General features: G+C 52.9%; 2 rRNA genes (1 of these 2 only partly in view). Both read right to left on the bottom strand.

What is annotated here, in order from left to right:
* Positions 1–89 (bottom strand): 5S ribosomal RNA (gene rrf / locus ACI2KK_RS28840); the annotation flags it as partial.
* A 144-nt stretch (positions 90–233) separates the two neighbouring features.
* Positions 234–1,632: ribosomal RNA gene (locus ACI2KK_RS28835) — 23S ribosomal RNA — on the bottom strand (it continues 1,591 nt past the right edge of the window).

The following is a 1,632-nucleotide window of genomic DNA, read 5'->3' as shown; positions in this document are numbered from 1 at the left end:
GGAAACCCCACACTACCATCGGCGATGCATCGTTTCACTGCTGAGTTCGGGATGGGATCAGGTGGTTCCAATGCTCTATGGTCGTCAAGAAATTCGGTAGCCAGTCCGTTCAGATGAACAGCCCAGCGAATTCGGATATGTGATGTTTGTGGTTCTTGCTGACGTTTTGAACTTTCGGTTCTTTCGTCTTCACCACCACAATTCGGCTTACGCGCAAATTGCTTGGGTGTTATATGGTCAAGCCTCACGGGCAATTAGTATTGGTTAGCTCAACGCCTCACAGCGCTTACACACCCAACCTATCAACGTCGTAGTCTTCGACGGCCCTTTAGGGGATTCAAGATCCCAGTGAGATCTCATCTTGAGGCAAGTTTCCCGCTTAGATGCTTTCAGCGGTTATCTCTTCCGAACATAGCTACCCGGCAATGCCACTGGCGTGACAACCGGAACACCAGAGGTTCGTCCACTCCGGTCCTCTCGTACTAGGAGCAGCCCCTCTCAAATCTCAAACGTCCACGGCAGATAGGGACCGAACTGTCTCACGACGTTCTAAACCCAGCTCGCGTACCACTTTAAATGGCGAACAGCCATACCCTTGGGACCGGCTTCAGCCCCAGGATGTGATGAGCCGACATCGAGGTGCCAAACACCGCCGTCGATATGAACTCTTGGGCGGTATCAGCCTGTTATCCCCGGAGTACCTTTTATCCGTTGAGCGATGGCCCTTCCATACAGAACCACCGGATCACTAAGACCTACTTTCGTACCTGCTCGACGTGTGTGTCTCGCAGTCAAGCGCGCTTTTGCCTTTATACTCTACGACCGATTTCCGACCGGTCTGAGCGCACCTTCGTACTCCTCCGTTACTCTTTGGGAGGAGACCGCCCCAGTCAAACTACCCACCATACACTGTCCTCGATCCGGATAACGGACCTGAGTTAGAACCTCAAGGTTGCCAGGGTGGTATTTCAAGGATGGCTCCATGAGAACTGGCGTCCCCACTTCAAAGCCTCCCACCTATCCTACACAAGCAAGCTCAAAGTCCAGTGCAAAGCTATAGTAAAGGTTCACGGGGTCTTTCCGTCTAGCCGCGGATACACTGCATCTTCACAGCGATTTCAATTTCACTGAGTCTCGGGTGGAGACAGCGCCGCCATCGTTACGCCATTCGTGCAGGTCGGAACTTACCCGACAAGGAATTTCGCTACCTTAGGACCGTTATAGTTACGGCCGCCGTTTACCGGGGCTTCGATCAAGAGCTTCGCTTGCGCTAACCCCATCAATTAACCTTCCGGCACCGGGCAGGCGTCACACCCTATACGTCCACTTTCGTGTTTGCAGAGTGCTGTGTTTTTAATAAACAGTCGCAGCGGCCTGGTATCTTCGACCGGCGTGGGCTTACGCAGCAAGTGCTTCACCCTCACCGGCGCACCTTCTCCCGAAGTTACGGTGCCATTTTGCCTAGTTCCTTCACCCGAGTTCTCTCAAGCGCCTTGGTATTCTCTACCTAACCACCTGTGTCGGTTTGGGGTACGGTTCCTAGTTATCTGAAGCTTAGGAGCTTTTCTTGGAAGCATGGCATCAACCACTTCGCGCTCTAATGAGCACTCGTCATCAGCTCTCGGCCTTGAC

The sequence above is a fragment of the Pseudomonas sp. NPDC089406 genome (genome assembly GCF_044900265.1).
In the GTDB taxonomy this organism is placed as follows: Bacteria; Pseudomonadota; Gammaproteobacteria; order Pseudomonadales; family Pseudomonadaceae; genus Aquipseudomonas; species Aquipseudomonas fakonensis.
This window is presented reverse-complemented; position numbering and strand designations above follow the sequence as displayed.